24 protein-coding genes are annotated in these 23,433 nt (G+C 48.9%); 8 read left to right on the forward strand and 16 right to left on the reverse strand.

Features of this window, described 5'->3' with window-relative positions:
• Window positions 1-319: 319 nt before the first annotated feature.
• Window positions 320-1,522 carry a site-specific integrase gene (locus tag HMPREF1546_RS03605; protein WP_021748305.1) on the forward strand — a complete coding sequence of 401 codons (1,203 nt, stop codon included), beginning with the start codon at window positions 320-322 and terminating at the stop codon, window positions 1,520-1,522.
• Window positions 1,486-3,072: a site-specific integrase gene (locus HMPREF1546_RS03610; protein WP_036629750.1), complete on the forward strand. Its 1,587-nt coding sequence runs from the start codon at window positions 1,486-1,488 to the stop codon at window positions 3,070-3,072. Before HMPREF1546_RS03605 ends, HMPREF1546_RS03610 begins: the two co-directional genes overlap by 37 nt.
• A 69-nt stretch (window positions 3,073-3,141) precedes the next feature.
• On the opposite strand, the gene HMPREF1546_RS03615 is transcribed toward HMPREF1546_RS03610, so the two are convergent.
• The 16 genes from HMPREF1546_RS03615 to HMPREF1546_RS03685 form a co-directional block, all read right to left on the reverse strand.
• A complete protein-coding gene (locus HMPREF1546_RS03615; protein ID WP_021748307.1) occupies window positions 3,142-4,818 on the reverse strand; it encodes a hypothetical protein in 1,677 nt (558 codons plus the stop codon).
• Between the two features lie 11 nt (window positions 4,819-4,829).
• A complete protein-coding gene (locus HMPREF1546_RS03620; RefSeq protein ID WP_021748308.1) occupies window positions 4,830-5,870 on the reverse strand; it encodes a dsDNA nuclease domain-containing protein in 1,041 nt (346 codons plus the stop codon).
• Between the two features lie 346 nt (window positions 5,871-6,216).
• Complete coding sequence (locus tag HMPREF1546_RS03625; protein WP_021748309.1) at window positions 6,217-6,936, reverse strand: plasmid pRiA4b ORF-3 family protein; 720 nt, start codon at window positions 6,934-6,936, stop codon at window positions 6,217-6,219.
• A 15-nt stretch (window positions 6,937-6,951) separates the two neighbouring features.
• Window positions 6,952-7,407 (reverse strand): UPF0158 family protein, encoded by a 456-nt coding sequence (locus HMPREF1546_RS03630; protein ID WP_021748310.1) that lies wholly within the window; start codon window positions 7,405-7,407, stop codon window positions 6,952-6,954.
• 156 nt (window positions 7,408-7,563) lie between these two features.
• A complete protein-coding gene (locus HMPREF1546_RS03635) occupies window positions 7,564-8,313 on the reverse strand; it encodes a metallophosphoesterase (protein ID WP_021748311.1) in 750 nt (249 codons plus the stop codon).
• Between the two features lie 17 nt (window positions 8,314-8,330).
• Window positions 8,331-9,962 (reverse strand): recombinase family protein, encoded by a 1,632-nt coding sequence (locus tag HMPREF1546_RS03640; protein WP_036629751.1) that lies wholly within the window; start codon window positions 9,960-9,962, stop codon window positions 8,331-8,333.
• A gap of 21 nt (window positions 9,963-9,983) precedes the next feature.
• A complete protein-coding gene (locus tag HMPREF1546_RS03645; protein WP_021748313.1) occupies window positions 9,984-10,763 on the reverse strand; it encodes a recombinase family protein in 780 nt (259 codons plus the stop codon).
• A complete protein-coding gene (locus tag HMPREF1546_RS03650; protein WP_051319941.1) occupies window positions 10,760-12,319 on the reverse strand; it encodes a recombinase family protein in 1,560 nt (519 codons plus the stop codon). Before HMPREF1546_RS03650 ends, HMPREF1546_RS03645 begins: the two co-directional genes overlap by 4 nt.
• A 39-nt stretch (window positions 12,320-12,358) precedes the next feature.
• Window positions 12,359-12,817, reverse strand: coding sequence for a recombinase family protein (locus tag HMPREF1546_RS03655; protein ID WP_021748315.1), 459 nt, complete (start codon window positions 12,815-12,817; stop codon window positions 12,359-12,361).
• 132 nt (window positions 12,818-12,949) lie between these two features.
• Window positions 12,950-13,162 (reverse strand): hypothetical protein, encoded by a 213-nt coding sequence (locus HMPREF1546_RS03660; protein WP_021748316.1) that lies wholly within the window; start codon window positions 13,160-13,162, stop codon window positions 12,950-12,952.
• Window positions 13,163-13,240: 78 nt separating this feature from the next.
• Window positions 13,241-13,390, reverse strand: coding sequence for an SHOCT domain-containing protein (locus HMPREF1546_RS19125; RefSeq protein ID WP_021748317.1), 150 nt, complete (start codon window positions 13,388-13,390; stop codon window positions 13,241-13,243).
• Window positions 13,387-15,315, reverse strand: coding sequence for an ATP-dependent DNA helicase (locus HMPREF1546_RS03665; RefSeq protein WP_021748318.1), 1,929 nt, complete (start codon window positions 15,313-15,315; stop codon window positions 13,387-13,389). Before HMPREF1546_RS03665 ends, HMPREF1546_RS19125 begins: the two co-directional genes overlap by 4 nt.
• A gap of 304 nt (window positions 15,316-15,619) precedes the next feature.
• Complete coding sequence (locus HMPREF1546_RS03670; RefSeq protein WP_021748320.1) at window positions 15,620-15,937, reverse strand: DeoR family transcriptional regulator; 318 nt, start codon at window positions 15,935-15,937, stop codon at window positions 15,620-15,622.
• A gap of 559 nt (window positions 15,938-16,496) precedes the next feature.
• Window positions 16,497-17,219: an ImmA/IrrE family metallo-endopeptidase gene (locus HMPREF1546_RS03675; RefSeq protein WP_021748323.1), complete on the reverse strand. Its 723-nt coding sequence runs from the start codon at window positions 17,217-17,219 to the stop codon at window positions 16,497-16,499.
• Window positions 17,220-18,043: 824 nt separating this feature from the next.
• Complete coding sequence (locus HMPREF1546_RS03680) at window positions 18,044-18,595, reverse strand: RNA polymerase sigma factor (RefSeq protein WP_021748324.1); 552 nt, start codon at window positions 18,593-18,595, stop codon at window positions 18,044-18,046.
• A 19-nt stretch (window positions 18,596-18,614) separates the two neighbouring features.
• The gene (locus HMPREF1546_RS03685; protein ID WP_021751698.1) at window positions 18,615-18,983 is read right to left on the reverse strand and encodes a helix-turn-helix domain-containing protein; all 369 of its coding nucleotides are present in this window, start codon (window positions 18,981-18,983) and stop codon (window positions 18,615-18,617) included.
• Between the two features lie 240 nt (window positions 18,984-19,223).
• Here HMPREF1546_RS03685 and HMPREF1546_RS03690 point away from each other — a divergent pair, with 240 nt between their 5' ends.
• The 6 genes from HMPREF1546_RS03690 to HMPREF1546_RS18660 all read left to right on the forward strand — a co-directional run bounded on the left by HMPREF1546_RS03690 (window position 19,224) and on the right by HMPREF1546_RS18660 (window position 23,429).
• Entirely contained in the window at window positions 19,224-19,781 is a 558-nt protein-coding gene (locus HMPREF1546_RS03690; protein ID WP_021748328.1) for an RNA polymerase sigma factor, read from the forward strand.
• On the forward strand, window positions 19,778-20,551 hold the full coding sequence (locus HMPREF1546_RS03695) for a DUF4367 domain-containing protein (RefSeq protein WP_021748329.1): 774 nt from the start codon (window positions 19,778-19,780) through the stop codon (window positions 20,549-20,551). The genes HMPREF1546_RS03690 and HMPREF1546_RS03695 overlap by 4 nt, the downstream gene beginning before the upstream one ends.
• A gap of 85 nt (window positions 20,552-20,636) precedes the next feature.
• Window positions 20,637-21,062, forward strand: a complete 426-nt coding sequence (locus tag HMPREF1546_RS18650) for a hypothetical protein (protein WP_021748330.1) — start codon at window positions 20,637-20,639, stop codon at window positions 21,060-21,062.
• Between the two features lie 229 nt (window positions 21,063-21,291).
• Window positions 21,292-22,140, forward strand: a complete 849-nt coding sequence (locus HMPREF1546_RS03700; protein WP_021748331.1) for a hypothetical protein — start codon at window positions 21,292-21,294, stop codon at window positions 22,138-22,140.
• Window positions 22,141-22,277: 137 nt separating this feature from the next.
• Window positions 22,278-22,520 (forward strand): hypothetical protein, encoded by a 243-nt coding sequence (locus tag HMPREF1546_RS18655; protein ID WP_147629904.1) that lies wholly within the window; start codon window positions 22,278-22,280, stop codon window positions 22,518-22,520.
• A 369-nt stretch (window positions 22,521-22,889) separates the two neighbouring features.
• Window positions 22,890-23,429: a hypothetical protein gene (locus HMPREF1546_RS18660; RefSeq protein ID WP_021748333.1), complete on the forward strand. Its 540-nt coding sequence runs from the start codon at window positions 22,890-22,892 to the stop codon at window positions 23,427-23,429.
• Window positions 23,430-23,433: the final 4 nt, after the last annotated feature.

Consider the following 23,433-nt stretch of genomic DNA (forward strand, 5'->3'; position numbering starts at 1 on the left):
TCAGATCCAGCAGCCGCTCAAATTTATCAAGCTCCCCATGAATGTCCGATACGCAATAGATCATGGATCTCCCCCTTCTCTCTTTATGAAGTGACTGAATCTTACCATAGCTTGTGGAGGGGTACAAGTTTTTCCTCACTCCTCACCTCAAAAACTGCGCCGCCTAAACAATGAAAAGGCCACTCAGCCGATTCGGCAGAAGCAAGGAGGAATGGAGCGGGCCAAGGCAATTGGTAACAATCTGATAACTGTGATCAAACCAGGTAGCTATTCTCCGAGAGTTAGAGTATTGTGTGTGGCTGAAAGGAGGCGAGACGCCATGGCAAAGCGCAGACCGTCCGGCGACGGTATGGTACGAAAAAAGGAGGATGGCCGCTGGGAGGGCCGGACCGTGGTGGGCCACAAGGGAAACGGCGAACCCATCTTCCGCTATGTGTATGGCTGCACACAGAAGGAGCTACTGAGCAAACTCCATCAAAATATCGAGATTTATCAGGATGTAGAACTGACCGAGGACAGCCGCATGACATTGGGAGAGTGGTTGGACCGCTGGCTGGATGAATACAAAGCGGGGACGATCCGCCCCAGCACCATGTATGGTTACCGGCAGTATGCCAGGAACTACATCAAACCCATCCTGGGTGACAAGGTGATCTCCCGTATCACCTCAACGGATATTCAGCGGATGTACACCAAGCTGAAGCGGGAGGGCCGCATCCATGAACATCCGAAATATGGGTATCAACTCTCTGACGCTATGCTCTCCCGCATCCATGCCATGCTCCACCACGCTATGAAAGACGCGGTGGGCGCACACCTGATCGCCAAGAATCCGACAGAGGGCACAGTGGTCCCCAAGCCCAACTATCGTCCAAAGCAAATCTTGAACGAGGAGCAGCTGGACACCTTTCTGGAGGCTGTCGAGCAGGATGAGGTGTGGCGGGACTTCTTCTACACCGAACTGACCACCGGCCTGCGTCGGGGTGAGATCTGCGGCCTCCAGTGGGAGGACTTCGACGAGGCAGATGGAACCCTCAAAATCGTCCGGTCGGTCAGTTCCCGCAAAGCTGGTGCGCTGGAGATCGGAGAGACTAAAACCAACAAGGGCCGGCGCACCATCTCCCTGCCGGACAGCACGGCCCAGCGTCTGAGGGAACGCAAGAGAGCGGCCATCAGTCAGTGGATCTTCCCAAACCCGCTGCACCCGGAGGAACCGGTCAACCCCAGCTATGCCTACCACCGGTTGAAAACGATCCTGAAAAATACGGGACTGCCCAGTATCCGGTTCCATGATTTGAGGCACACATTCGCCACCCACGCCCTCGCCGGCGGTGTGGACGCCAAGACCCTCTCGGGCATTCTGGGGCACACCAACGCCAGTTTCACACTGGACACCTACACCCATGTGACCGGCGATATGCAGAAGCAGGCGGCGAACATCGTGGGAGATTTCATGGCAGACATCTTGGGAGAGGAGTGGAAACCGTGGCAAGAAAACGAAAAAACGGCGAGGGAACCGTAAGACTTCGCAAGGACGGCAGATGGGAGGGCCGAGTCGTCATCGGCTACGATGAAAGAAACCTTCCCAAAACCAAGAATGTCTTGGCCAAGACAAAGAGCGAATGCGTGGAGAAGCTGAAGCAGCTGCAGGAGCGGTACACTCCGCCCAAGTCAGACAAGGTCAAGTCCGATATGCCTTTCGGGGAGTGGATGGACTTCTGGTATCAGAACTACTCCAGGCCGAAACTTCGGCCCACCACCCGTTCTGGCTATGAGGGCAGGATCTACCAGCACATCATCCCGGAGCTGGGCAGCATCCCTCTGGATCAACTGACACAGAACGACCTGCAGCAGTTCTATGCCCGACTGAAAAAGAGCGGACGCCTCCTCCACACGGAACACTACGGCAAGGGGCTGTCCGACCGCATGGTGCGGGCCTGCCACCTGAACTGCCGGTCCGCGCTGGAAAAGGCGGTGCAGGAGGGGCTGATCCGCGTGAATCCCGCCGTCGGCTGCAAGCTGCCGCCCAAGAAAGCCCGAGAGATGCAGGTGCTGACCCGTGAGGAGATCCAGCGGTTTCTGATCCAGGCCAAAGCCGAGGGGTACTTCGAGCTGTTCCTGCTGGAGCTGACCACCGGCCTGCGGCGGGGAGAACTGCTGGCCCTGCAGTGGGATGACCTGAATCTGGAGACCGGAGAACTACAAGTCACCAAGCAGGTCTACCGGACAAAGGAGGACGGGCTTCTGATCTCCCAGCCCAAAACGAAATCCTCCATCCGCACGGTGAGCCTGCCTCCTGCGCTTCTGAATATTCTGAAAGAGTACAGGGAGAGCGTAAACTCCCGGTGGATGTTTCCCTCGCCGGTGAAGGAGGACTCTCCTCTGGACCCGGCCTACATCAGAACGCGGCTTCACCTCATTCTGGAACACGCCCAGTGTAAGCAAATTAGATTTCATGATTTACGGCACACCTTTGCCACCATCGCTCTGGGAAATGGGATGGATGTGAAGACCCTCTCCGCCATGCTGGGCCATGTTTCGGCGGCCACCACATTGGACATCTACACCCACATCACCAACCCAATGCGGTCTGAGGCGGCGGCAAAGATCGACCAGAAAATAGGAAAAGCGGCTCCGCAGGAATCACCTGCGGAGCCGCAAGAGAAACAAGCTATGACCACATTCCAGCCCTATGTAGGAAGGAAACGGAAGCCCGGCACCGGCTGCATCACCCAGATCAGCGAGAACTGCTGGGAGGGCCGTTACTCCCCTATGTGGCCGGACGGCAAGAAGCACTCCCGCAATGTGTACGCCAAAACGCGGGAGGAATGTGAGGCGCTCCTGCCTGGGCTGATCGAGCAGATGAGGGCGGAGATTAAGGCCATCAAAGAAAGCGGAGACCTGGAGGCTATCCCGGACGGAATCAGTGAGAAGAAGAAAGCCATTGCCGCCTATATGCGGGAGCACCCGGAGGTCACCAGCAAGAGCCTTATTGCAAGAGAGGTGGGGGTAGATAAGAATACGGTGTATAGATACTACAATGAGGTGCGGAAAGAACTTGGCCGGCAATAATTGAACATACAAAAAATGCCGAAATGCAAGTTCGGAGTTTTGGGGGGAGAAGAATGGATATATGCTATTTTAAGAATTAATCATCTCACTAATTTCTTTTGAGTAAGCACTATAATCGTGTTTGCATAATAGCTTTGGATTTGCGGAATCATCCATGGGAAGACTCTCTATATCAATAATATTGATTTTCTCTAATGAGGCACCGGCCTTAGATATTCGTTCTTCACAATTGATAGAGAATATAAAGCTTTGAGGATAAGTTTTTGTATCAGAAATTTTTTCGCACATTACTTGAAAACATTTTGTTAGGTTTTCCTCGGTCATATCCAAATTTGGAAAGTCGAAGATAATAGGCATAACAATACTGTCAGCAGTTTTACTTTCTAATAAGGAAAAGAACCGCGAAATTGCTACCCGAGGAATTTCGCTTCCACTTAAATGTAGAGAATCATATAAATTCAAACTGCTAATGTCGAGTCCATCTGTACTGATATTGGTTGCATTTAGCAGTGTGACAAATGCAGATCGATAACTTTTATCAGCTGATTGCTTTTTTTCGTTATAGTTTCTCATTTCCTCTGAGTATCCTTTTATTGATGCCTCAAGGGAATCTATCTGCAACTGTATTTCAGCAAAATTTTTCTTTGCAACCAACAACTCTTCATTCCAAACAATAATGGCACGTGTAATCTTAACATTTTCTCGTTGCTGCTCAATCAACATAATTTCTTGATGTAATTCATCTAATTTAGGCTTAGCAAGCGCAATTTTTCTATCAGTATTCAGCAAATCGGCCTTCAGACTGGCAAGTTCAGTGTTTATATCACTTTCCGCAATTCCAACCTTTAATGCTGAAGAAATAAAGTCAGTAATATTTGAGTTGCATACAGGACAAATAATATCTTCCCCATCTAATAATTTTGCGGTATAGACCAAATTGTCTTTTAATGTAGCGTTCAACAACTTGATTTTATGCTTTATATCAGATTGGGTCTTAACCAATGAGTAATAATCCTGCTTCTTCTTAGAATATTTCTGGTATACAGCGATATCTGCGTCTAAATCAGCATCACTATCTATTAACTTTGCGCTTTTAGATTCGGCCAATTTTCTTTCCAAGTATTCTATTTCAGAAATTTGCTTTTCACGTGATTTTCGTAGTTCTTCAAGCTTTTTTCGCGACTGTGTCAGTTGTTGAATAACGGAAGAATAATGGTTATCTAATGCACCTACATGGTAGTACAAAGCGTCACGTAAATCGGACTTTAAATACATATTTAAATCCTCAAAAACTGATCTATCCTCATCAGTTTTTGTTTGCGATAAGAAATAGGGAAGAAGATACAGTGAGGGTATAGCAGTAGAGTATGTATCGGAGTTTTTATCCTTGATTTTGATGGTGAGGCCCAGCAGTTCATACAGTTTTTCTGCATAACCATTTTTTTGAAGAGGGTAATAATATTTTTCGTCGCCAGTAATAATTGTATAAGTGTCCCTGTGCCGGATAATCTCAATTTCACTTGAATCTTTTTGTATGGTCAATTTTGTAAATACATTGGATAGGTCCCATTTATCGCTGAATCTAACTTTGGCACCAAAACTATGCAAAAGCATCAAAGATAATGATATTTTTCCGACACTATTGAGATGCGAGGTGACAATATTAATGCCCGGCTGAAATTCGATTTTCCTTGCAACATTTTTCCCTTTATCGAGTATCAATAGGCTTTTATAAAATATACTCATACGTTCACCTCTTAACTATATACAATAACAATTGCCATTATTTGTATAATTGCAAGGCTATAATAGGGAATCTTTTGGCAACAGTTTTGAGCAGTAATTCGGATAATCTCATCAAGAGAGTCATATTTTGCAGTTAAGGACCAATATTCTTCTTGAAGAATTTTGAGTGCATCTTGATAAGCTTGGTCAGAGAGATTGGCTCGATAGGATAAAAAGGTAGGGTATTCACTTTTAATCGCCAAAAATTCGGCAGGACTAAATATTTGCGAGGCGTGTTGAAAAATCTCGTTCTTGGTAAGGTGTTGAAATTTGGCCGCTTGATCTATTACTGCTTTAACATCAGATGTGCGGATTCCCTTCTGAGAGAGTGCATCTTCAACATCTATTTCGGAAGTAGTAATTTTATTTCTCCGCTGTTTATCAATCAAAAGTCTTAGAGTATTAAAAACAATTTGTGGATTGATTGAGTGGTTTTCATCGCCTAAATAATGGGAAATAACACTGTTGGTTTTTCCAACTAATGTCTCACTATATCGATCTTCTTTTCCTGAAAAAGGCAACGAGGATTTGATATAAATAAGTTTGCCCCAATAGGATTCTAAGGAACCTGTGAAATCGGATTCTTTACTTAGATATGTCTTTACATTTAATTTTAACTCAGTAAGTTCTTTAGGGGTCAATGAGTTTTCAAAAACAAAATTATCGAGAGTCTCAGTTGATGCACCTTTAAGTGGGGTGTTGCATACAATATTTAGCGTTTTAGATTTTGAGTTAAAATAAAAATCGGTTAGAATAATTTTCCCGAGGACATTATCAGAAAGTAACGTTCGTTTTTCATATAAACCGCTATTTTTAGTTTTTACTTGGTAAATCTCTATTTCTTCAAATTCGGTACCATGGTTGCGAAAAACCGCAAAATCTTCTAAAGTCTCTATAAGGATGATGGTATCACTATCTATTTCAGATAATAAATAGTCTAACGCAACTGCCATTTGGTAGTCAAATTTTCTAACAGAATCTGTTCCGGCTTGCTCTCTAATCCGTATATTCATATGCAACCATTCTTTCACAATAAAAGTGGGAAAATAATGGACTTAACATGCTATAGATATTCACAAATTTAAGATAGATTATAATGTATTATAGCTAAAGCATAATGGTAATACAATACCGAGGAGCAGTAAAAACTTATTAATTTTTGATGTGCTCCCCGACAATAGCAAAAAGCCCCTTGGAGCATTATTGGCACCAAGGAGCTTTTGTCATGTGTTGATAAAAAAGATGCATCCCTCAAAGCCTTGCGGCGCAATGGTTTCCGGCCACGTCATTTTTTTGCTTCATTCTTTTTTCAAAAATTACGCCAAGCAACGTGAACCCCTTGTCTTGTCAGTGCTTCATTCATTTCTGATACTTTCTCTCCAAAAAATCGAGTGACCGCCGAGAAGGGGCACAGCCATATTCGTACAATTCTGTGTAGATGCGAGGGACTTTCTTAAGTCGCAGATTCATGTCCTCCAAATCGAAAGCGGTCAGATCCAGTTCATCCCGGCCCAGCCACTGTCTGTAGTTCTCGTAATCATTTCCGCTTTTCTGCCGAAACACTTCCGCCAAGCGTTCCAGTCCGCCAGCTCCACCACAGTCCTCTACGATCCCATAACCCTCGCCGGCGAGAACACGCGGCAGTTCGCGGCCCGGCAGTTCCTTATCTTCCAAAATTGTCTCCAGAGTGACCGTTACTTCCCACCCGGTGCCATAGTCATACTCCAAGTTCAGTTTTTCGCCCGGATAACCCTGGAGGGCAGATCGCATCTTATAGGATGAAGCATCAAAGGAGCTTTCCCCTTCACCCGGAAACAGTTCCTCATTGTCGATCTCAAACCGCCAGACCTCATCTTGCAAAACAGAACCGGCATTGGGCAGTGAAGAATCCAATTTTGCGTTTTCACAAACCGGGACCGTGAGGCAGAACAGGTGGTTGGCTCGCATCTCATACATAGTCATCAGGATATACCCCAGCCGGGCCATGGTAATATTGCCCGGGACTTGAAACCGGCGCCACATCTTCGGCTCATAATCTTTTAGTTCAGCATAAAACTGATAGATCGGTTGCGATGCCATTTGGTGTTCGCCTCCTTACTTTTTTCTCGTCCGAAATGGAATCCCGTTATCCTCACACCACTCTTTAGCTATTTTCATAAATTCCAGAGAGCGGAAAGCATAGTAGGTTTCGGTTAATCCATGGTAGTTCAATTCATCCTTGAATCTGCGATAAGGCCGTCTCCCATTCAGCGCCCGGAGCAGAGCTGTCTGTTTCCGCTGATTCGGCGTGGCCGCAGCAAACCACTTCATGATCCGGTATTCATGAATCTCGTATTGGTTGGGCAGTCGAACATAGTCTGTCGAGCCCTCGATTCGTTCGACCAACTCCTCATCCGCCTCTATGTACATCCCATCAGGAAGAGCTTCGAATACCCCGGTAACAACATTCAGGTACTGCTCCCAGTGATCCATGGTCTCTTCCAGCTTACCAGCAATGTCCTCTAAATGCACTGTGACAGGAACTCGTCCCTCTTTGTTCCGTATAAACATAGCGGACTCTCCTCAATGTGGCTCATTATTTTGGGCATTATACCATTTTTCGTCCGCTTTGTATAGCGCAGATCACGCCAATATGAATCTTTTTTCCTAGTTTGGCTGGTTGAAATAGAGCAAGGGGGGGCGATACACAAAATCGTCCCCCTTGCTTTATTTCAACCGCAGGATTTTCCGGTACAGCAACACGAATTGTTTCTGGATGATGCCGTCACCATGGTAATGTCCGAAGAAGTGGTATCGGAACCGGCATCGCTGCCGCACCTCCTCCAGGAAGTCCGTGAGTTCGTCCGGTTTTGACCTTTCCCGGAGCAGATCATTCTGGATGCTGGTAGGAGCACAATGCGTGATGATATAGTCCACCTCCCAACCCGCCTTGTCTAGGTTTCTTCGCGCTTCGAGATACTCTTCCGGGCTTGGCAGTTCCTCCTTCCACCAGGATCGGTGGTTGACCCGAAAAGGTGTTCCTTTGACTTCCAGCGTGTGGAATTTTAGGAGAAACAAGGGATCATCCGGCTCCAGGATGCCACCCTGGATATCGTGGCTGCTGGCCCCGCCCATGGTGAAAATCCGTTTCCCATTTAAGTCAAACACCTGCCCGCGCTCCAGCAAGAGCACAGATGGACGGATACGGCGAATCTTCCCGCCGCGCCAGTCCTCCAGCGGATAGGTTCCCAGGGCGTCATAGTTTTCGTGGTTCCCGACCACGAACAGGGTGGTAAAGGGCCGACGCTCCAGGAAGTCCAGTCCCTCATCATCCCGGCAGTCTCCATACCACACGCCGCCCATGTCTCCGCAAACCAGGACGAGATCCTCCTTGGTCAGCCTTTCTTGTTCATAGAAGCTCTCTGGCAGAAATCTTCTGAAATCTCCGTGCGTATCGCCTGTTAGAAATAATGCCATGTTGATGTATTCTCCTCTCAGTTCAGTTTCTTGTCCATTTCCAATCCAGGATACCGGAACTTGATGTGGATGGTCTCCGCGTCCACTACCGTGATCCGCTCCACCGCCATACGCACCTGCTCGTCGTTGTATTCCGTGTTGACCTCCAGCTTGGCCATCCATTCCCGCAGCTCCGCCATACGGGACATCCGGTTCTCGCTTTGAGCGGCTTCCTGTTCCATGGCTTGGATCTGCTCCTGCACTGCCTGCTTCTCATCCATCAGGGCCTTGAGCTGGGCGTTGAGGTCTGGATCGTTCATGTTTTCCAGCACTCTATCCAGCAGCAAGGCCTGTTCCGTTGTGATGTCTCCCAGACGCTGTTTCAGGGAGATCAAGCTGGCACCATCCACCTCCTGGCCCGCCCAAACCAGCCGGGTAAAATTCAGCATATCCTCCTTGACCTCACTGTCCGCCTGGACAAACTCATTCAGGGCTTCCAGGATCGCCTGATGCAGTTTTTCCTCATCCAAGGTCGGAGAGCTATGGCAGTATTTCGTTCCGAATTCCAGGCGGGAGACACATCGCCACACGATGCGCTTCTTCCCGTTTCTGGCCCAGGTACACCGTTTATAGGGCGTACCGCACTCCCCACATACCAGGAGTTCAGAGAGGGCGTATTTGGCGGAGTATTTGCCCAGCTCTGTCTTGCCGTGGCGCTGCATGACCTTCCGCTTGCTGGCCCTGCGAGTCATTTCTTCCTTTACTCGTTGGAACCACTCTCTTGGAATGATCGCCGGATGATTGTTCTCCACATAATATTGTGGACGCTCTCCATTATTTTTCCGCACTTCTTTGCTGATACAATCCAGAACATAGGTCTTTCCCAGCAGGGCATCCCCGATGTAACGCTCATTGGTGAGGATATTATGGATTATCTGGTAGGACCACCGCTGGACACCCTGTGCGGTGGGCACATGGTCCGCTTCCAGTTCCCGCTGAATCTGTGACAAGCTGCATCCGTCCAGGTAGCGGCGGTAAATTCGGCGCACCGTCTTTGCCTCCTCGGGGTCGATCTCCGGCTTGCCGTCCTCCCCCTCACGGTAGCCCAGCAGCTTCTTGTATTGGAAGGGCACATTGCCAGCCTGCATACTCATCATTTTCCCTCTGACAATGTTTCCGCTGAGGGATTCACTTTCCGCCTGGGCAAATCCGCTGAACAAGGTGACGAGGAACTCATTGGACTCCGTGAGCGTATTGATGTTCTCTTTCTCAAAGATGACCCCGATCCCACGCGCCCGCAGCATCCGAACCGTCTCCAGGCAGTCCACTGTGTTCCTGGCAAATCGGGAGAGGGATTTTGTAAGAATGGTGTCGATCCTTCCCCGCTTGCAGGCGGCAATCATCTTGTTGAAATTGTCCCGCTTTTTTAAGCTGGTGCCGGAAAGTCCTTTGTCGGCAAAGATGCCGGCCAACTCCCAATCCGGGTTTTCCTCGATTTTCTGGGTGTAGTAGACTTTCTGTGCCTCATAGCTGTTGATTTGTTCCTTATTGTTGGTGCTCACTCTGCAATAAGCCGCTACTCGCTGTTTGCCATGATGTGATGATTTTGGATCGGTAGGTTTCTTTGTTGCCGGGATAATATGTACACGTCGTTCCAATGCCTGTTCCATGCGTTTTCCTTTCCTGGCGGCTCACCGGAAGGATACAGCCACCATATTTTCTGCCGAGATGGTAATGTGAGAAACCACCTGCCGGATGTGGTTCCAATCCACATCCAGCGGGTGGTTTTCTCGTTCAGATGGAGCTGCTGCGGGGCAGCAGTCATAGCGGGCTGCAGCGCCCTGCAGGATGAGGGAGACCAACTCCTCCGGGTGTTCGGGGCGCTCCAGTCCACGGTTGATGGCGTTGGTCAAGCGGACTACTTCTCCAGAGGGCTGATAAGGCCGCCAGTCAGCGGTATCATGCTCCGTGACTTGACGGGCAACCTCCGAGAGCAGGGTGTCGTCTGGAATGGTAACCATGGCGCCGCAGCTTCCACATTTGAGATACAAAGTATCTGCCCTGCGGTTCTTTCCGGCCAGCCGGTGCAATGTACCGCCGCACTGAACACAGTGCAGCAGCGCTTTCAGGCGGAGCACTGGGCGATCCGCCTTGGGAGTATAGCCGGCGGTTTTCTTGTGAATGTGCTCCTGTGTCTCTTGGAATACCACGTTGTCCAGGATGGGGGGATAGCTGTCCCGGCCTATATAGCGGGGATTTTCCAGCAGACGTTTGACCTTGTGCTTGTTCCAGGCGGGTGCCTCTTGGCTATACGGGATCTTCTCTGCGTTGAGGAGATTGGAGATCTTCTGATAGGAAAAACCTCCGATGTAAAGTGAGAATACCCTTCGCACGTGGATCGCTTCCTCCTTTACAACAGCGATCTCACCATCCCGAATCTGATATCCGTACAATATTTTTCGGTTGCTCATTTTCCCGCCTCCTTCAGCAGCTCTTTCAGTTCAATGCCTCCCTGCAGCCGGAAGCGGATGCAGGTCTGGGACTCCACGACGATCCGCTCCACCAGGCTGAGGAACAGTCCCTCGTCGAATTCCATCAGGCGTTCCGGCCCATGCCGGATAAGGTCAACCGTCTGTTGAAGGGCATCAATGGCGTCGTCTATGTCCTCATTTTCCAACAATCTGCGCCGTTCCGCCCGCAGCTCCGCCAGCCGCGCATTAATCTCGTTGAATTTAGCAGTGCAGGCATCAGTGTCCAGGAGCCCGGCTGTCTGGAGCTTGCTGATGTTATAGCTCTGCTCACTTGCCAGGGCAATGGCTTTGTTCACGGCCAGCATAGCGGGATTGCCCCTTTGGATCACGTCTCTGAGTTCTTCCATCTGTTTTATAGCCGGCAGCAGGACAACCCCCGTATTGCGCTTCAACTTGTTGTACATCCGCATGAAGGCCGCGTAAAGCTCTGCCTCCGGAACTCTGCCATTGGGACAGTCAATGGCGTTGCGGTCATGTTTTCTGCACACCCATGTCGTGCGGCCGCTTTTATTGACTCGCCGCATATATACCGATCCGCAGTTTCCGCAGATGACCTTCAGCGACAACAGTGTTCTCTGTCTGGATGATGGGCGACGCTCCGCGCGTTTTTTCAATAAATTTTGCACCTTCTCAAAAGTCTCCCGTGATATGATGGCCGGGTGCGTGTTTTCAATATAGTATTGATCGGCTTCTCCATGATTGGTTTTTCTTGCAAACGGGAATGTATCAGTTGTAAATGTCTTTTGGCACAGGGAATCCCCCACATATTTTTCATTGGAAAGCATCTTGCGAATCAGTTGCTCATACCACATTCCTCGTTTCCAGGAATTATGAACTTCTTTACGGTTCATCTCCTCAGCAATCCGTTTCACACTATTTCCGTTCAAATACGCTTGGAACATCCACCGAACCTCCCCGGCCTCACTCTCCTCAATAACAAGGTTCTTCCCATCCTGCATTCGATATCCATACGGTGCCGTACAGGTGATGAATTCTCCCCGCTCCATCCTCCTCTGATAGCTCATCCGTTGGTTTTGGGAGATAGAGACGGACTCCTGCTGGGCTAGAGAGCTGGAAACGCTCACCATCAGTTCGGTGGTGAGCGTTCCGGTATCAATGTTCTCTTTTTCAAACAGGACGGACACCCCCAACCGGAACAGCTCCCGGAGAGAGGCCAGGCAGTCTCGGGTATTGCGGGCAAATCGGGAGATGGATTTGACCAATACCTTGTCGATCTTCCCCTTGTGGCAGTCTGCTAGCAGGCGGTTGAAATCCTCCCGTTTGTCCATCCGGGTGCCAGTAATGCCCTCGTCGGCATACACGTCTACCAAGTCCCAGCCATCATGGTTCTGGATCAGGTCCGTATAGTATTGAATCTGGGCCGCATAGGAGTGGAGTTGATCAGCGGAGTCAGAGCTGACTCGACAATAGGCCGCTACGCGCAAGGTATCCGGACGCACTGCTCTGGGTGGAATTACCGTCACATTTGCTGCCACGCTGTCTGCTCCTCCTTTTATCAGTCTTTCTGCTGCCTATTATTGGAGTGCAGGAACAATATCTGATGTTTCTGCCGCCCCTATCTCTTCACGCCATATAGCACTCAATGCGCTGTAGAAATTCAGGAACTCCATCCACTGGCTGTCGGTCTCCGTATCGACATTTTCGTCCACAAACCGGATGGTAACGCCAAGCGCGGAGAGTTCCCGCAGGACTTTCATACAGCTCCAGGTATCACGTGCCAGTGTGGATATGGACCTGACCAGGATTTTGTCGATCAGCCCTTTCCTGCAGTCGGCCATCATCATTTTGAAGCTGGGTCTCCTGTTGAACTGAGGGCCTGTGCCGAGGTCTGTATATGTGGTTGCGAGATTCCAATCATCATGCTCCCGGATGACCGCTGCGGCCCGCTGCTTTTGGATTTCCAGAGCATATTCACTGAACCCAACTCTACAGTATATTGCCACATTCAATGGCGCGTTTTTCTGCCCGCTCATTCTATTCTATCCTTTCTATTCTTTGGTAGTGACAACACTACCGCACCTTTCGGGTAATATCCAGCACTATTCCCGAACAGTTACCAGCTGATTGTAATGCCGGCTCAAACTGTGTCTGACTTCCCAATTTTGTCAATTTATGATATGGCAGTCTGTTAAATCTTCCAAATGTTTGCGCGCATCCATTTCGCTGTCAAAGCCGTCCACATAGACCTTACAGTTATCTCTGGACTCAACATAGCCGTCCTCGTAACCAAGGCTTTCCGCCTCTTGAGCGGTCAAGATCCTGGCCTCCACGTATCCGGTATACATATACTTTTGCTCGGCGTAGTAGAGATACTCCATGTGTTTTTCCTGCCTTTCCGCAAATGTCTCTGGTCCTGCGGCGACAACACTATCACGCCCTTCGAAAAATATCCAGCTCTATTCCTGAACAGAAACAGGCTGGTATTTTTCCATTGCTAAGCGCCGGATGCTCTCTGCCTCATCCTCTGTCACGAAACCCGCCGCTCTCATCCGCATCAAGATGTTCAGGGCGATCTGATACTGCAGCTCTGTCTTGGCGTTGATCATGCCGCCCCCTCCTGGAAGTAGCTGTCCGGCTTGACGCCGCGGATAAACGCCTCCACACGATGGATGTCCTGAGTGACTGGCATCTCCGGCAGGGCGGCCAGTACGTCCTTCCAATAACGTTGATTCCTGGCGGCCCGCTCATCCAGAATGGCCACCACGCAGGTATCTGTCTCCAGGCGGATGGCCCGGCCAAAGCCCTGCTTCAATTTGATCTGCATCTCCGGCACTACAATGCCCCGCAGAAAAGAATGGAGGGTTGGGTATTGCTCCCGCTCCTTCTCCTTCAGTGCATCCGGGATCGGGAATGGCAGCCTGGGGATCACCAGGAGAGACACGCAGTCCCCAGGGAAGTCAAACCCCTCCCAGGCGGCTCCTGTAGCCAGTAGGACGCCCCCGGGCGTGCTCTTAAATTGCTTTGTGGTGTGTACCGCGTTGCGCCCCAGGGTGAACAGCGGATAGGCCAGATCCTGCTCCCGCAGGCGCTCCTTCACGGCGGACATGGCGGCGTAGGATGTAAACAGCACCAGGGCATGACCGTGGGCCGCGTCCAGCAGGGCGGCGATCTCCGCCGTCAGGCTGTCATAGTATTGTCCGGCCCCCTGATGGGCGGGTAGGCGGGAAACATACATCAGGCAGTTCCTGCTGTATGTGAAGGGCGAGGGGCTGACAGACTCCCGCACACGGCTGTCTGTCAGCAGGCCCGTCGCTTCCTTGAATCGACGGAAGTCCTCCCCAACTGCCAGAGTACCGGAGGTCAGGATCATGGGCTTTTGCTGCCGCCAGAGCGTCTGACGAAGCTGGTTGGTCAGATTTGGTGTGGTGGCGCACAGCATTGTACCACCATGCGAATCCTCTGCTGTATAGAAGATCATGTCCCTCTGCTCCTGTAGGAACAGGGCCGTCTTATCCCGCAGCTGATCCAGCTTCCGCTGTGTCCCGTGGGTCAGCACAGTTCCAATCTGCTTTTGAATTAACTCCAGCGTATGGTGTGGCCGGTTTAGAAATGGGGCGAAATGAGAAAAGGTCTTGTCCTCATCCCAGGGCCGGGCCAGTTCCCGAAGCGCCGGTCCTGCCGCCTCCTCCAGGGTCTCCGAGGCGAGGAGATACCGTTCTCCCCGCAGTGCCCTGATCAGTTCATGTATCTCTGCCGCTGTCAGCGTGATACCAAACATCTGGCGGGCAGTCTCCGGCAACTTGTGGGCCTCGTCCAAAATCAGGGTACTCCACTCCGGGAGCAGGGGCCGGCGGCCCAGGTTCCGGTGAATGGCGTCTGCCAGCAGCAGATTGTGGTTGCAGATCTGCACCTGGTACCAATCCGAGGCACACATCTCCATAAAGCATTGATACCGACAGCTCTCTCGTCCACAGTCACAGACCATGGGCACACAGACACGCATTCGGTCATACCCGCTGAGGTGCTCGGCCATGTCCAGGTCCAGATGATCCCGGAGAGACAGCAGGGCGTCTCTTGCCCGCGGGCTTTTCCGTGTCAGATCCACAGCCTGCAGGCGCCGTTTCAGACGCTCGTCGCACACATAGTGGCTTTTCCCCTTTCGAAGCACTGCCCGGATGGGGGTCTTTGTCATCCGATCCTCTATCAGCACAGAGGAGAGAAAGGGCAGGTATTCCTCCAGCACCGCGTTCTGCAAGGCGATGCTGGAGGTAGAAATGAGCACCGGCTGATTCGCCAGTCCCCTGGCGGCGCGGCTCCGACTGAACACGATGCCGGCCACCAGGTAGGCATAGGTTTTTCCGATCCCCGTCCCGGCGTCGCACAGGGCAATGCTGTCATCCAGCATCGCGTCGAGCATCCGATGGCTCAGGGCCACCTGAACTGGACGCTCCGCCATGCCGTGGGCAGGAAGAAGTTTTTTGAAAATGTGATCGATCTCTTGATGGGCATTTTGCCTGTTATTCTCTATCATCTGTATAGTCCCCTATCTTGTTTCATTTGTCCTCACCGCATTTGCAGCTCGCCCCCCGGTGAGGGATTGGGAACAGTACGGATAAGGTTTGGCGGACCTTCACGGGCACATTCCGAAGGTCTCTACTGCTTTCAACCCTGGGAATGATAGACAGCTTTGCCAATGCTGCCCCGCACAGGCCGGATCGCTCTCCGGAGAGAGGGATTCTCCCCGGGTCATGGCGGACACTGCGCGCCTGTCCGTGTGGTGATCCGTACTGCTGATGTGAACTTTTCAAAGAGCAACGGAGCCCATTGGGGCTCCTTTAGGAAGCAAACTGAGCCAGAATCTGTTTCATGTCTTCCAGGTCCTCGCCCTGGAGTCCCGCGGCCAAGCGCCGCAGCAGGGCCGTTTGCCTCGGCGTCAGCCGCCGGCGGCCTTGTTGATACCAGTCCGCCATCCTGACGCCGCCGCCATACCGGCCGCAGGCCGTCTCGATGGGGTAGCGAAGCGTGAGCATTTCGATGTCGCGGCGAATGGTCCTCTCGCTCACCCCCAGCTCTGCTGCCAGGTTTGGGATAGTCTCCTTTCGCCGCTGGCAGAGCAGGTCCAGTATTAGTTGTCGCCGCTCTGCCGCGCCCACATCTTCACCCCTCTTTCGCTTCCATGCCCTGACTCTACAGGCTAATGCGGACAGTTCTTGTCCGGGTTAAAAAAATTTTTTTGAAGAAATTTTCAAGCCTCCTGAAAATGGAAAAACGCCCATCCGGTCCCTCATGGGAACCAGATGGGCGAAAAAGAGCCGCCTGATCCGCTGACGTGCGCCGTTGATCCTCTCCGTTCTTCAACGGGGAAGGCAGATCAAGCGGCACATGGGAAGTCAGCGCATCAAGCGGCTCCGGGGCACAGTCTTGGGTGATTCTATTTTAGGGGCTTCATGCCAAACGAAATGATACTGGCGGGAATCCTACATTCTCCCCGCAATTCGGACACTTGGTAAAAGCGTATCCATGGGTCCCACGTGAGAGGATTTCGATCTTGTGTCCGCAGTAAGGACACAGGCGTGCCAGTGTTATACTGCTGCTCTGGGAACACTCTGCCCGGAGTTTTTCCTGCTCCGCCTTTACCTGAGCGTACTTGGCGGGATTTTCCTCCCGGATATTACATCGCGGCATCTTGCATCGTCCTCCCTACTGAAACATTCATTCTTCATCGCATACGACACGAACAAGCGCATAAGGGTCCTTCAGGTCATCCCTGTCCAGCAGGTGAAGCTGCTTCATCCGGATGGCCAGGGCGGCTTTTGATACGCCCATTGCTTCTGCCACGGCAGCAAACTTCTCATATTCCTTGGGCGCAAAGATTTTATTCAAAAGCCGGAGGTTATTCCCAAGTCCCGCTGTGTGCATCTGTTCTATCAACAAATCCTTGGGCATTAAGATCGAAGCAGCCAATGTGTTGACGCGCCACTCCTCCCAATTGATTGGCTTGATCCGGTATCCATACATGGATAATGTACAGCAGCAGACTTTCCGGCACTGGGCTGGCGGCATATACTCAGCCGGGAACAGTATTCGGAAGATCTGGTGGCACGTCTCATGCATCAGAGTGAAGTTCCGACGGCCGGGATTGGCCTTTTCCCCGGCGAGGGAGGTTTCAAGCAGGATGGTGCGGCCGTCCAGGAAATAATAGCCAGGCGAGTTATCCTCATAGACCCGAACGCCTACGTTTTCAAACGCTGTCATTCCCAAGATGGAACCATTCCGAGACAAAGTGCGGTATTCCACCTTCAAGCCCAAGAGCTTTTGCGCGAGTATTTCCGGGCAGATCCTCTTTTCAGCGCCAGCCTGGGAATTCAATCTCCAGTATGCGTCCACAACTCTCGCCGCAATCCCCTCGATCTTCTCTCTGGATAGATACGGCATCCCGCCATCTCCCCTCGATATGCGTGCTATGTTTTTAGGCTTACTTCATTTCCCTTGTCATCTGCTGGTCTAATAGTTGATGTCGCAAGTATATCAAACAAACGTTCGATTGTCAAGAGTTCAAAAGATCTCACATATTCATTGCAGGCAGTTGTAAAAGCGCAGTCGGCAACTTTTTCAAAAATCAAGTGGGCAACCTAAAACTCCCCACGCGGCTTTTTAGTAAATTTATTATTGGTTCCCAAAATTTGTACTAGGGTTTTGTAAAATTATCATTTCTATCCTGTGTAAGTTCATGCCGTGGCGTTAGTACATGGGATGACGATTTGAGTCCGTGCACTAACTTCGCATTCTAATAACTAATTAATACTGCCCCTGTCCAGTTTTGTGTTGCACATCTGCCTCCAAAACTGTTTTTAATAATAGAGGCTGTGAAAGGAGTGAGTCCGGTGGAAATTTGAGGAAATTATACAATGCTTCATATGGCCTACCTTATAGTGTAGATGCGTTTAGCAAGTTTCAAATGAGAGAACAGTTTCAAAATCTACTTCTTATGCTAGAAACATCTCAAGGTAGTTCATTTGAAATAACTCTGAAAAATATTGAAAATAGCAACTATATTGACAGTCTTTATGCAACTATTGCACCAACTATGAACTAATGAAAGGTTCTTCCAATAAGGCATCTAGTCTAATCTTCAAGCGCTTGGACTTTCCAAACAGAGAATACTAAAGTTCCTTTCTAGATGCAAAGCCAAATCAAGTAAATCAACAGGATGGAAAAAGGGCGGAGAAATTTCTCCGCCCTTTTTCCATCCTGTTGATTTATGTTTTTTCTTGAGAGTCTGCTCCCGCTTCCATCGCCTTTTTGGCCTTTCTCTTTGCTCGGACAATCGCCATCCGCACATTGTCTGGAGACATCTTTAGATCAGCGGCAATCTCCTTGCCGCTCTTGTTTAAGATATATCTAGCTCTGAGCAGGTACTGCGTTTTTTCATCTAGCGTATTCCACACATCGGCCAGACGATAGAGATCTTCTTTCCGAATCAATTCGTCCTCGGTGTCCTCCGGCGACGGTTGCTCGTCCGTGAGTTCTTCAAAGTACTTGGCCTTGTTGTCCCTGCGGAAATTCAGTGCCGTGTTCCGCGCAGCGGTTACAAGGTAGTCAATCAGGTGCTGTCGATCCAACGTTTTCAGAAGTGCAATTTGGCCGATCAACTTTACCAAAAGGGACTGCATGATGTCATCCACGTCCCAGGTCTCCTGTACGATCTTCAAAATTTCTCTGTACATGAGCCGTTGATATTGTTTATAGAGCCACGTCATAAATTCTCGGTCATCATCATCTTCGATTGCAAGGATAATAGAAGGGATCATCGGCAGCTCCTGTCTTCCGTTATGGTTCCATTTGTTTTTTCAGGGTCGCATTTATGCGGGCGTCCTTTGCCAGCAGATATAAGGCGTATCGACGATCCTCCGGAATCTCCCGGAGCAGTTCTACAAAATCATGAACTGTGACCTCGCCACAGATGGGTTCTGCCAAATAGTCTGGTGAGATATTATAGGAAGTTCTTCCCAACAGGTAGTCTGTTGTCACATGAAAATAATCTGCGATCTGTGCGATTCGGTCTGAATTTGGAAGGCTGCTACCCCGCTCATAGCAGGATATCGTACCTCCCCCAATATGAAGCACACGCCCAAGTTCCTTTTGTGACAGCTCGCGGTCATTACGCAGTTCTGCCAAAATTTCTCCAACATGAGCCATGGGATGCGCCCTCCGAATCGTTTTCTTCAATTATAATATTTTCCGAAGAGCCTCCTGATTTATTCTAATATATTTTGATAAAAACATTGATTTATAAGGAAATTTCTAATATTATTAGATTTCTGTGGGGAGTATACTACTATACACAGCACCCACGCAAAGAAAATCCGAAAAAAATCCTGTTGCAGATCATGATTTTGGGTGTTTTATAAAATGTGATCTGAAAGAGGGGATGCTTGTATGATACAATTGATTATATCAGGCGAAGTGTCGGAAGAATACGTTTTCTTCACAGACCTATACCAGCGATACCAACGCCTGATGTACTCTGTGGCAAAGCGCTATGCCGCAAGTGAAAATGAAGCCGAGGATATCATGCAGGATGCAGTAGAACGGCTTTTGAAGAGAATTCCAAAGCTCATGGAGCTTCCTGGTTGCACTCTGCCAACCTATCTTGTTTATACTGTTAGAAGTACCGCAGTCAATTTCAAACGGCATCAAAATGTCATTGAGAAACACACGCTGCCGATTGACTACGATGATGGGAACACATACGAAGAGCCCAGCGAATCTCCACAGGAGATTCTGGAACGGGAAGAACAGCAGCGCCAGTTTGCTGCTATCTGGGATCAAATCCCGCGGGCAGATGCGGAACTGCTCTATCGCAAGTACATTCTCCAAGAAAGCGACGAAAAGCTCGCAGAAATTTATTACTGTAAAAAGGAGAGTATCCGGATGAAACTGACCCGCGCAAAACGCAAGGTCATTTCCCTGATGAAAGGAGGAGACCATTCATGACGCGGCGTGAAAAACTGGAAGAGCAGTATGAGGACGCCTACTTTGCATTGCTGATGGACGCAGTGGCGGAAAAGGAGGGCGCTCGTTTGGAAGAGCTGAATGACCAGCTTAACCGGGATCCCACTGCTGCAGTTCCGGAAGAAATTGACCGGCGGTGCCGGAAAGTAATTAATCGGCATTTCGCAGAGCAGCGGCGTTCCGGGTATTGGCGGACGACCAAGCGGGTACTGAATCGTGCAGCGATTGTGGCGGCAGTGATGATGTTGCTGTTCACGTCGGCCTTTGCACTGTCGGAGGACTTCCGCATTTCTGCGTTGAATCTTTTGATTACTGTGGAAGAACAGTACACACAATTGGAAATGAAAAGCGATGATCCCGGTGAAGATCTCAAGTCTCTGCCCACTACGTTAGAGGGACTTGCTACTTCAGAGTATTTTGAAAACCTAGAGATTGGCTGGATCCCCGAAGGATTTTCCTGTGTAGACAGTACATTCGACCATTATGCTGGATTTCAGAATAACGCCGGACTCTATTTTTCGATCATCCTATCAGATGAGAATAGCGTTGTTCAGATTGATACAGAAAATGCAGAGAGCATCGAACATCTGTCGATCAACGGTGTTGATACAATGCGTGTCTTCAAAGACGGCGATATTAACTGTGTAATGATGGATACAGATAACGGTATTTTTATCAGAGTTTGGACTTCCCCGGGCATTTCCGTTGAAACAAATGAAAAGATCGCCCAGAATATAAAATTTTTGAAATAAGATGTTGCAGATTTGATTTTCTGCGTCTCTTATAAATAGAAGCGCAAAGCACTTAAATACACTAAGTCAAAGGAGACAATGAAAAATGAAAAACATCTTCAAGCGCAGCCTATGCCTACTAACCGCAATTTTGATTCTGTGTGCTTCAGCAAGCGCTGCAGCTCCGCAAGAAGCGCTTGATATTCCTGAAATCTCGCCTAGATATGCCTATATTCGAGATACGGAAGCCGATCTTGAGATTACCGGGGGATTGGCTAATTGTTCAGCATCTGTTTCTGCCCCTACCTCTTCTTATGATGTGGAATTGACCGTGGAACTCCAGCAGAACCGCTCCGGCTGGGATACGATCAAGACCTGGACTGACGCTGGCACCAGATATGCATCTGCAGGCGGGAACTGGTATGTTGCTTCCGGATACGACTATCGTGTAAAGGCAACAGCAACTGTCTATAACTCCAGCGGCAGAGAAATTGAATCTGCAACTTTCTACTCATACACTGAGTCCTATTAAATAAATCAGCTAAATTTACACAGTGAACGCCCAGGACCATGTCCTGGGCGTTTTTCAGTACTGGTGCCATTAAGTCTGTAGATATAGAAATTTAGACGGAGCAAGTTGCATTTCTTTCCTCTTAGCTGTTTTATAAAGTAGATGGAAAAGGAGAGGAGTGGTTTCCATGAGCACCGAATGAAGGTTCTAAGCGGCGATCTAGTTACAACGTCTTTACAAGGAGATATTTATGAAAAAAAGGATTTTAAGTGCAGCTCTTGCCCTTACGTTGCTTGTCAGTTTAAATGTTCAAGCTTTAGCGACAGCTCCGGAAGAGAAAGTACTTCTCGATTCCGAAAGATTTCAGGATATTTTGAACGAATATCCCGATGAATTCGGATATGTTGAAGAAACCTATGGAGTCGAAATTACAGATTACACCGCTGAGACAAGTGATTTGATCAAGCAGGCCGCTCGCGATGCCTACAATACAGATAGATTTGATTGTCTATCTCAGCTGGCTGCAGAGCTTGCAGTCGCTAAATACGAACAGTCAATGCTAAACCATCCAAGTGCGATTGACATCAATGGTGTTACTAGGGTAGTTCAACCTATTGATACAACAGTTATCCGCTCGTATGGGCCCATCAAAGGTGTTGTGCTCGACCGCATTGCTACGGGTGTGACATCTTCAAAAACTGTTGGCGGCTCTATTAGTGTAGACAGTGGTGAACTTATTGGGGGGTTCTCTATTTCTGCGGAGGTTTCAGTTGAAGCGAGCATGGAGGCTACTGGGCCAGAAGAGGGCGCCCGCTTAGCAAATGGTGCAAAAGTTACGCACCGCATCATCTCCGGAATTCTGTTCGGAGTAATGGTGAGAACTACCTATGCGGACATTGACCCATGGACTGGCGCACAATTGGGGGATCCATATTATGAATACACCATTATAGATGAGGATGGAATTGCATATTCTCATCTTGCTCACATTGCTAGTCCGACCTATGTTGAAAAAGCTACAGACAGCTCGTATGTAACGGATAACAATTATCAAGATTTTAAGGAACACTTAGCGAGTTATCCTGGTGATTTTATTTGAAGCCAAGCCCGGGACAGAGATGATCTGTCCCGGACTTTAATAATTGTATGGGAGCATTAAATTATAGGTGGCAGAACTACGATGGCATAAATTTTGACCTCCAGGGTATGTAAAATAGATCAAAAGGAGCTTTTACCATGGATCGGAAAATGGTTTGCGGTATACTACTTGTGATAATTGGGTTAGTCTTTACATCCGTTAGTATTATATATGTTGCACTTTCTGAAAATATTACTTATAGCGATAATGGCCGTCAAATTTTTGGCATATTCGGCTCTTTACTGGCAACACACATGCTTGTTCCGCTAATTATTTCCCTAGTTATTCTGATTTCAGGACTACTTATATGTTTTTTGTTGGCATTTAGTAAAAAACAGTGATGTAAAAAACTCCAGTTTCCACTTCAACATCGCGATGTAGCTAAAGTCGGTGTTGTTGATATTATCCAAATTCTTGAAGGTCCTTCTCGATAAGAGAAGCAGCTTCAACGTAAGCTGTTCCTTTCCCAGCTAAAATACTTTTTTTCAGATTTTTTGTCGATATTAGGTTACACTTTTAATCCCTTCACTGTTTTTAATAATGAAAGCAAATTTAGCATGTATTCAGGAAAGCTGTTAGCGTCAGGCGAGATTACCCCTCGACTCAAAACATATATCTTATGTGAAGGGAGATGGTAGATACAATAATCAGTAGCAGTCAACTAATTCAGTGTAGGGTTGGACGTTCTAAAATGGAAAGTGAGGCAAACAATGAAAATGAGAAAATCCACTTCAAAAATTCTTTCCTTGGTGTTGGTGCTGTCCTTTGTTTTTTCTCTCTCTGCGGTCACAGCATCTGCGGCCGATACAAACGAACAGGATGAACTTGTAACGTTCATCCTTGAGTATGATAAAAGCTGTGAAGTTTATGAATTGAGCGATGGGACAACCGTTGTTTTCGGTGTCATCCCTGCGGCAAGCACATACGCAGGCTATGATATTGAAAAAGCAACTGCACGGCCAACCGCAACACACACGTACACTTGTTCTGCAAATTTAGGTGACGAATGCCGTGGAGCCATTGAAAATATTGACGAAGAAAACAGCATGACGGCAACAATGGAATACGACGCTACTTCTGCGCCGGAGGATAACGTAAGCTCTACCCGAACGATTGTCCCTGGAGACCGTCTTGTAATGGTCGCAAAATCTACAAGCGGAAATGGTTTGGCAGGAATTATGACAGCAACAATTACCGCAGAGAAGGCCAGTTCTGTGATTTATTCCTACTCTGTTGACCAGCATTGGTGATCAG

Source organism: Oscillibacter sp. KLE 1745 (genome assembly GCF_000469445.2).
GTDB classification, from domain to species: domain Bacteria; phylum Bacillota; class Clostridia; order Oscillospirales; family Oscillospiraceae; genus Oscillibacter; species Oscillibacter welbionis.

Bases quoted from the DNA above. Each gene is read 5' to 3' on its own strand.
- HMPREF1546_RS03655 (WP_021748315.1), bottom strand. From the start codon at position 12,817: ATGAGCGGGCAGAAAAACGCGCCATTGAATGTGGCAATATACTGTAGA.
- HMPREF1546_RS18655 (WP_147629904.1), top strand. From the start codon at position 22,278: ATGGATCGGAAAATGGTTTGCGGTATACTACTTGTGATAATTGGGTTA.
- HMPREF1546_RS03620 (WP_021748308.1), bottom strand. From the start codon at position 5,870: ATGAATATACGGATTAGAGAGCAAGCCGGAACAGATTCTGTTAGAAAA.
- HMPREF1546_RS03630 (WP_021748310.1), bottom strand. From the start codon at position 7,407: ATGTTTATACGGAACAAAGAGGGACGAGTTCCTGTCACAGTGCATTTA.
- HMPREF1546_RS19125 (WP_021748317.1), bottom strand. From the start codon at position 13,390: ATGATCAACGCCAAGACAGAGCTGCAGTATCAGATCGCCCTGAACATC.
- HMPREF1546_RS03665 (WP_021748318.1), bottom strand. From the start codon at position 15,315: ATGATAGAGAATAACAGGCAAAATGCCCATCAAGAGATCGATCACATT.
- HMPREF1546_RS03700 (WP_021748331.1), top strand. From the start codon at position 21,292: ATGAAAAAAAGGATTTTAAGTGCAGCTCTTGCCCTTACGTTGCTTGTC.
- HMPREF1546_RS03675 (WP_021748323.1), bottom strand. From the start codon at position 17,219: ATGCCGTATCTATCCAGAGAGAAGATCGAGGGGATTGCGGCGAGAGTT.
- HMPREF1546_RS03615 (WP_021748307.1), bottom strand. From the start codon at position 4,818: ATGAGTATATTTTATAAAAGCCTATTGATACTCGATAAAGGGAAAAAT.
- HMPREF1546_RS03625 (WP_021748309.1), bottom strand. From the start codon at position 6,936: ATGGCATCGCAACCGATCTATCAGTTTTATGCTGAACTAAAAGATTAT.
- HMPREF1546_RS18660 (WP_021748333.1), top strand. From the start codon at position 22,890: ATGAAAATGAGAAAATCCACTTCAAAAATTCTTTCCTTGGTGTTGGTG.
- HMPREF1546_RS03640 (WP_036629751.1), bottom strand. From the start codon at position 9,962: ATGGAACAGGCATTGGAACGACGTGTACATATTATCCCGGCAACAAAG.
- HMPREF1546_RS03685 (WP_021751698.1), bottom strand. From the start codon at position 18,983: ATGGCTCATGTTGGAGAAATTTTGGCAGAACTGCGTAATGACCGCGAG.
- HMPREF1546_RS18650 (WP_021748330.1), top strand. From the start codon at position 20,637: ATGAAAAACATCTTCAAGCGCAGCCTATGCCTACTAACCGCAATTTTG.
- HMPREF1546_RS03690 (WP_021748328.1), top strand. From the start codon at position 19,224: ATGATACAATTGATTATATCAGGCGAAGTGTCGGAAGAATACGTTTTC.
- HMPREF1546_RS03645 (WP_021748313.1), bottom strand. From the start codon at position 10,763: ATGAGCAACCGAAAAATATTGTACGGATATCAGATTCGGGATGGTGAG.
- HMPREF1546_RS03660 (WP_021748316.1), bottom strand. From the start codon at position 13,162: ATGGAGTATCTCTACTACGCCGAGCAAAAGTATATGTATACCGGATAC.
- HMPREF1546_RS03680 (WP_021748324.1), bottom strand. From the start codon at position 18,595: ATGATCCCTTCTATTATCCTTGCAATCGAAGATGATGATGACCGAGAA.
- HMPREF1546_RS03635 (WP_021748311.1), bottom strand. From the start codon at position 8,313: ATGGCATTATTTCTAACAGGCGATACGCACGGAGATTTCAGAAGATTT.
- HMPREF1546_RS03695 (WP_021748329.1), top strand. From the start codon at position 19,778: ATGACGCGGCGTGAAAAACTGGAAGAGCAGTATGAGGACGCCTACTTT.
- HMPREF1546_RS03605 (WP_021748305.1), top strand. From the start codon at position 320: ATGGCAAAGCGCAGACCGTCCGGCGACGGTATGGTACGAAAAAAGGAG.